4 protein-coding genes, 1 tRNA gene and 1 pseudogene are annotated in these 7078 nt (G+C 75.1%); 1 reads left to right on the forward strand and 5 read right to left on the reverse strand.

Annotation, left to right across the window (positions count from 1 at the left end; genetic code table 11):
• The 3 genes and pseudogenes from E9565_RS21120 to E9565_RS21130 form a co-directional block, all read right to left on the reverse strand.
• Positions 1–528: pseudogene (locus E9565_RS21120) on the reverse strand (hypothetical protein); the annotation flags it as partial.
• 355 nt (positions 529–883) lie between these two features.
• Positions 884–3148, reverse strand: a complete 2265-nt coding sequence (locus E9565_RS21125; RefSeq protein WP_236828714.1) for an immune inhibitor A domain-containing protein — start codon at positions 3146–3148, stop codon at positions 884–886.
• Positions 3149–3603: 455 nt separating this feature from the next.
• Positions 3604–3691, reverse strand: a tRNA-Ser gene (locus tag E9565_RS21130).
• A 256-nt stretch (positions 3692–3947) separates the two neighbouring features.
• Here E9565_RS21130 and E9565_RS21135 point away from each other — a divergent pair.
• The gene (locus E9565_RS21135; protein WP_236836668.1) at positions 3948–5207 is read left to right on the forward strand and encodes an MFS transporter; all 1260 of its coding nucleotides are present in this window, start codon (positions 3948–3950) and stop codon (positions 5205–5207) included.
• A 13-nt stretch (positions 5208–5220) separates the two neighbouring features.
• On the opposite strand, the gene E9565_RS21140 is transcribed toward E9565_RS21135, so the two are convergent.
• Both E9565_RS21140 and E9565_RS21145 read right to left on the reverse strand, forming a co-directional pair.
• Positions 5221–6246: an ABC transporter ATP-binding protein gene (locus tag E9565_RS21140; protein ID WP_236828716.1), complete on the reverse strand. Its 1026-nt coding sequence runs from the start codon at positions 6244–6246 to the stop codon at positions 5221–5223.
• A partial coding sequence (locus E9565_RS21145; RefSeq protein ID WP_236836669.1) for an ABC transporter ATP-binding protein occupies positions 6239–7078 on the reverse strand: 840 nt, incomplete at its 5' end. The genes E9565_RS21140 and E9565_RS21145, both read right to left, overlap by 8 nt.

Here is a 7078-nt window from a genome sequence, read left to right on the forward strand (position 1 = left end):
GAGCAGCGCGTCCCAGTCCTCGGGGAGCCGGTCGAGCTGGTCGCCGAGCTCGGCCAGCCAGGCCCGGTCCGCCGGGGAGGGCCGGGGGGCGACGCCGCCGTCGGGACGCCGGGCGCCGTGGACCGAGACCGCCGCGAGCCCGCCGGACAGCGCCGCCCAGTCGGCGTCGATGCGGTCGTCGAACGGGCCGGCCAGCACCTGCCCGGCCTCGTCGACGAGCCACCAGGCGTACGCGGCGCCGGGGGTGGCGACGGCCGCGCGGGCCGGGGCCCCGGCGGGGCGGACGGCGACGGCGACCGCCCGGGGCTGCGGCCGGGCCTGCCCGCCACCCGCGGGGGCGGCGGCGACGCGGCGGCCGGCGGGGTGGGTGCCCGAGGCGCGCGCGGCCGCCCGCCCGGCCTGCTCACCGGCGACGGCGCGGGCGTGCTCGTACCGGGCGGTGGAGCTGGCGCCGAGCGCGACCACCACCGCGGTGCAGAGCAGGAAGCCCAGCACCGCCACGGCCGGCCACAGCAGCATCGTGCCCATGATCACCAGGGGACTCCTCCGTGACGCGCGTCGCGGCCGGGGAAGGTGCCGCGATCACGGGAGAAGCTACGGCGCACCGAGCCCCTCCTCGGCGGCTCGGACGCCGCTCCGGGAGGCCCGTCACCTGATCGTTGCGACCGGCCCCGCCACCGTGCGGTGACCCCTCGCCCGGTCCGGCGCCATGTCGACACGGACTGCGCTGACCTGCGGTTTCGCGTCTGACGCGACCCCGGTCACGCCGGCGGGCGCGGCACCCGGGCATGTCGCGCGGGCGGCGGGGCCGGACGCCGGGCCCGGGACGTGGAACGGCCCGCCGGCGGGTGCCGACGGGCCGTTCGCGTGGTGCGCTACCGGGTCAGTTGACCCGCACCTGCATGAGGGCGCCCTGCGCGCTCATCCCGGTGACGGTGATCGTCGTGCCGGTCTTCGGCACGTCGACGCCCGTCCAGCCGTTGGCGTCGGGCTGCTCGCCCGGCGCGACCCACCAGTCCTTCGTGTCGTCGAAGGTCGGCACGGCCGGGAGGCCACCGACCTTCTGGCCCACGCCGGTGTCCGGGTCGTGCAGCGTGATCTTGTCCGTCGGCTGCAGCCCGAAGGTGGAGTCGTAGGACTGGACGCGCGGCCGCCAGCTCTCGCCGTCGGTGCGGTCCTCGCCCTCGTCGTCGGTCGGCTCGTAGAGCAGGCCCGGGTGGGCGTCGACCGGCAGGACCAGGCCGGCGCCGGGGTGCTCACCGACGTTGTTGTCGTTGTACTGGGTGTTCCAGTAGCTGATCAGCAGACCGTCCTGGTACGGGAAGTGCTCCACCCAGTTCGGCCGGCGCGGGTCGCCGAAGTTGTACGGCCCCGTCTTCAGCCCCGTGTCGTAGCCGGTGTAGGCCCGGTTCTCGAGGATGTAGGCGTTGAAGTACGAGTTCGTCGTCGTCCCGGTGGTGACCTCGAAGCCGTCCAGCGTCCACTCCGTCACCGGGGCGCCGTCGACCGCCACGGCGTCGACCTGCAGGCCGGGCTCGGTGGCGGCGCCGTCGGTCCAGTAGCGGAAGCCGATCTGCGCACCGTCGGGCACGCCCGCGAGGCTCGCGGTCAGCTCGACCCACTCGCCACCGCTGCTGCCGGTGATGCCCTGGCCGAAGTTCTGGCCGTTGGGGTCGGTCGTCGTCGACAGGTTCGTCGGGATCGAGGTGAAGGTGTTGCCGCCGTCGGTCGACCAGACCGCGTAGGCGTAGTCCCAGTCCTGCTCGATCTCGTACTTGACCGACGCGGTCAGCTCACCGGCGCCGGCCGGCTTGGCGGCCAGCATGCTGTGGTCGAGGTTGTCGCCCGACCCGGAGTACCAGAAGTCCTCGCCCTCGAACGGCGTGCCGATCTCGGTGGTGACCTCCTTCTCGGGGAGGACGACGACGGCGGCCTGGTTCTCCTTGGAGTTGTAGGCCGACGGGCCCAGGCGCAGGTTCGCGCTCTCGCCGGGGGCCACGACCTCGTAGTTCAGCCAGCCCAGCTGCAGCTTCTCCCAGGCGCCCATGTGGATCGGCTGCGTGCCGATGCCGTCCTCGGGGCGGCCCGAGTTGCCGTAGGAGCCGGAGCTCATCAGCGTCCAGAAGGCGGTGCTGTTCTCGGCGCCGCCGCTGTTGCCCGAGGTGTCGTAGAGGTCGGGCAGACCCAGGTCGTGGCCGAACTCGTGGGCGAAGACGCCGACGCCACCGTTCTCGGGCTCGACGGTGTAGTCACCGATCCAGTACTTCGACCCGCCGACCGGGGCGCCGCCGAGCGGGTTGACCGCGCCGTCCACCGTCGGGCCGGCGGCGCCGATCCGGTTGGTCTGGTTGTACCAGCGGTGGCTCCAGATGGCGTCGTCGCCGAGGACGCCGCCGCCGACCTCCTCTCCCTCGCCGGAGTGCACGGCCTGGAAGTGGTCGATGTAGCCGTCGGGCTCGTCGAAGTTGCCGTCGCCGTCGGAGTCGTAGCGGTCCCAGACGTCGAACTGCGAGAGGTACTCGTCGATCTGCTCCGGGGTCTTCCCGGACGCGAGCTGACCCTCGTACCAGGCGGTGGTCGAGTCGTTGATGAAGCCCCAGACGGCGCTGTCGCCCAGGTCGTTGTCGCCGTAGGAGGCGCCGGTGCCCGGCACCTGCACCCAGTCCTCGACCTCACCGGTGACGGTGTAGCGGCCCGAGGAGAGCTGCTCGTAGAAGTTCGCCACGGAGTTCACGCCCGGGGCGGAGTTGTAGAGCAGGTTGTCGAAGTAGCCCTGCGAGAAGTCCTCGGTCCAGATGGTGGTGTTGTCCACCGACCGCTTGGGCTGGGGGATCGAGTTGTGCGGCAGGTCGCTGAACTCGCCGAGGACGGTCCAGATCGCGTCGCTGTCCTCCTGGGCCAGCTCGACGTAGCGGCCGGGGGCGACCTCCACGACCTTGTTGTTGCCACGCGGTGAGGCCTGCCCGGTGAGCACCTGCTCGAGCGCCTCGGCACGCAGCTCCTGCTGCGTCTCGGCGAGCGGGTTGGGCAGGTCGTGCGCGCGCTGAGGTGTCGCGGGGGCGTCGTCAGCGGGGGGTGCGGCGGAAGCCGTCACGGGAACCGCCATGACCAGGGCGGCGCCGGCGACGACGGCCAGAGCTCTCTTCAAGGATGTGTCTCCTGGGTCAGAGGAAGACCGTCCAGCCGACCGGCGGGGAGCCACCGGCGGCCCTCGCGGGCGGTCGGCCGGGACGTTAGGTGAGCCTCGCAACTCTGTCCACAGAGCGGTACGGACCGGTCACACACCGACACGCGCCTGCCAGGCGCGAACTGGGGCGGCGACCTGCTTCTTTACCCTTGCGAAACAGTTCGGCGAGCCCGGGAAACGAGCCCCGGGCGTCTCAGACCGTGGGACGAGTGCGGTGGATCTGAGATCTCCGGCACAGGTCGCCGACGCCGGTGCGGGGAGTCCCCGGGCACGCCGGGGGCTCACCGGGAGCGGGTCACCGCAGGTCGTCGCCGCCGTCCCGGGCCCAGCGCGGACGGCACGGGGCGCGCACGACGGAGGCCCGGACCCACGGGGCGTGGGTCCGGGCGTCCGCGATGTCCTGAGCCATCACCGCGCGGAGGGCGTGGGATTCGAACCCACGAAGAGGGGTTACCTCTTAGCGGTTTTCAAGACCGCCGCCATCGGCCACTAGGCGAGCCCTCCTGGCGCCGTCGAGGCTAGTGCGTCGCGCCGCGCCGCCGCTGGTGGGCCGCGGTCGCCGGTCCGCGCCGACGGCGAGACGCGGGAGATCGGGCGCGACCCACCGCTCCAGCGCCCGGGTCGGCGCATCTCGGCGACCCACCGGCCCGGGCGGCCGGTGGACGTCGCCTGATCCCGCCGCCGGGGTGCCGGAGCCGGCTGCACGGCGCCCTCCGCGCAGGAGCACCATGACCGTGATGTCCGCCGTCACCGACCGGTCGTGCGCCGCCACTCCCCGGCACCCGGCTGCCCGCACGCCGCCCGCCACCTCGTGAGCGCCACCACCACCGCCACCCGGCGGCGCACCGCCGGGCGGCTGGCGCTGCCGGCCGTCGCGCTCGTGCTGGTGGCCCTGTGCCTGCGCGCGCCGTTCGCCGCCGTCGGCCCGCTGCTGGCCGAGCTCGGCGACGAGCTGACCCTCTCCACGGGCGCCCTGGCGGTCGTCACCGCGCTGCCGCTGGTCTGCTTCGGGCTGGTCTCGCCGTTCGCGCCGGCCCTGGCCGCCCGGCTGGGGGTGCACCGGGCCGTGCTGCTCGGCGTCGTCGCTCTGGCGGCCGGCATCGTGCTCCGGCTGGCCGGCGTCCCGGGGCTCTTCGCCGGCACGGTGCTGCTCACCGGCGGCATCGCCGTGGCCAACGTGCTGCTGCCGGCCGCGGCCCGCGCCGAGTACGGCAACCGCAGCGCGGCGGTGCTCGGGGTGATCGTCGCCGCCATGGCCGGCTCGGCGAGCATCGGCGCGGGGCTGGCGCAGCCGCTGGCCGCGCTGGGCGGGAGCGCGGTCACCGGCCTGCTGCTGTGGGGCGTCCCCGTGCTGGCGGCGCTGCTGGGGATGGCCGCGCTCACCCGGGCCCGCCGCGCGGTGCCGCCCCCACCCGCGGCCCCGGCCGGCGCCCGCACCGCCGTCCTGCGCGACCGCGTGGCGCTGGCGGTGACGCTCTTCTTCGGGCTCCAGTCGCTGTCGTTCTACGCGATGCTCACCTGGCTGGCCGAGGTGCTGGAGGCCGAGGCCGGCGTCTCCTCGGTCGGCGCCGGCGGGCTGCTGGCGCTCGCCGCCGCGCTGGGCATCCCGGCGTCGCTCGTCGTCCCCCCGCTGGCCGCGCGCCGCCCCGGCCAGGGCGCGTGGGTGCTGGCCGGCACGCTCCCGGTGATCGCCGGCATCACCGGCCTGCTGCTCGCCGCCGCGGCCGCCCCGCTGGTGTGGACGCTGCTCTGGGGCGTGGGCACCGGCATCGCCTTCCCGCTGGCGATGACGCTGATCCTGCAGCGCACCCGCGACGTCGGGCAGACCGGCCGGCTGTCGGCGTCCGCGCAGAGCGTGGGCTACCTGGTGGCCGCCACCGGACCGCTGGCCGTGGGGCTGCTGCACGAGGTGACCGGCGGGTGGGCGCCCGGGCTCTGGCTGCTGCTCGGCGTCGTCGTCGCCCAGCTCGCCGTCGGGCTCGCCGCCGCCCGGCCCCGGCTCGTCGGCGGGTCCGTCTGAGCGCTCCCGCCCGTCAGGGCTCCGCGGTGACGCCCTCCGGCGTCCGCGTGACCGGCGTGCCCTCGACCCCGTGCAGGTGGCAGGCCGCCAGCTGGCCGGGGGCGCCGGCCGGCTGCAACGCCGGGTCGACGTCGTCGCACGGCTCGAAGACGTACGGGCAGCGGGTGCGGAACCGGCAACCCGACGGGACGGCCGACGGCGAGGGGACGTCGCCGTGCAGCACGATCCGCTCCCGCGCCCGCTCCTTGGCCGGGTGCGGCACGGGCACCGCCGAGAGCAGCGCCTGCGTGTAGGGCATCTGCGGGTCGGAGCCGACCGCCGCGGCCGGCCCGATCTCCACGATCCGCCCCAGGTACATGACGGCGATCCGGTCGGAGATGTGCCGGACGGCGGAGAGGTCGTGGGAGATGAACAGCAGCGTGAGCCCGAGCTGCCGCTGCAGCCGGCGCAGCAGGTTGAGCACCTGGGCCTGCACGCTGACGTCGAGGGAGGCGATCGCCTCGTCGCACACCAGGAAGTCCGGCTCCCCGGCCAGCGCCCGGGCGATGCCGACCCGCTGGCGCTGACCGCCGGAGAACTCGTGCGGGTAGCGCCCCGCCACCGCCGGGTCCAGGCCCACCAGCTCCAGCAGCTCGGCGACGCGGGCGGCCCGCTCGCGCCGGCCCGAGCGCAGCCGGTGCACCTCCAGCGGCTCGCTGACGGTCTGGGCGACGGTGCGCCGCGGGTCCAGCGAGGCGAACGGGTCCTGGAACACCATCCCGGCGCGGCGGCGCATCTCCTTGAGCCCGCGGCGGTCCAGCGAGGTGACGTCGGTGCCGTCGAAGGTCACGCTCCCCCCGGTGGGCGGGACCAGCCGCAGCAGCGCGTTGCCGAGCGTCGACTTGCCGCAGCCGGACTCCCCCACCAGGCCGAGCGTCTCCCCGCGCAGCACGTCGAGGTCCACCCCGTCGACGGCGCGCAGCACACCCCCGCCCGTGCCCCCGCCGCGCACGGGGAAGTGCACCTCCAGCCCACGGGCGGAGACCAGGACGTCACCCACGGGGCACCTCCTCCTCGGCGCACCAGGTCGCCGCCCGGTGCGGCAGGGCCACGCCGTCGCCCGGGGGCGCGCCGGAAGCGGCGCGGGGCACCACGGCCAGCGGCGGCTGCTCGGTCTCGCAGCGCGGATCGGCCCGCACGGGGCAGCGCGGCCAGAAGACGCAGCCCGGCGGCAGGTCGGTGGGCGGGGGCGGCAGGCCCGGGATCGCGGTGAGCTCCGGCACCTCGCCGTCGGGCCCCACCGGCGCCGCCAGGTCGGGCAGCGAGCCGAGCAGCCCGCGGGTGTACGGGTGCGCCGGGCGCTCCAGGACGTCGTCGACCGTGCCGTCCTCCACGCACCGGCCGCCGTACATGACGAGCACGCGGTCGGCGATGCCCGCGACCACGCCCAGGTCGTGGGTGATCCAGATGACGCCGGTGCCGTGCTCGGCCTGCAGCTTCTCGACCAGGTCGATGATCTGCGCCTGCACCGTCACGTCGAGCGCCGTCGTCGCCTCGTCGGCGATCAGCAGCGAGGGCGAGTTGCTGAGCGCGATCGCGATGACCACCCGCTGGCGCATGCCGCCGGAGAGCTCGTGCGGGTAGCGGTCCAGCGCGCGTTCGGGGTCGGGCAGGCCGACCTCGCGCAGCAGGTCCGCGGCGCGCGAGCGGGCCGCCTGCTTGGAGACGTCGCCGTGCGCCCGGATGCCCTCGACCAGCTGCCGGCCGATCGTGAGCACCGGGTTCAGCGACGTCATCGGGTCCTGGAACACCATGCCGGCGCCCGGGCCGCGCACCTGGCGCAGCCGCTCGGGCGGCATGGTGAGCAGGTCCTCCCCCTGCAGCAGCGCCCG

This window comes from Blastococcus sp. KM273129 (assembly GCF_021698995.1).
GTDB lineage: Bacteria > Actinomycetota > Actinomycetes > Mycobacteriales > Geodermatophilaceae > Blastococcus.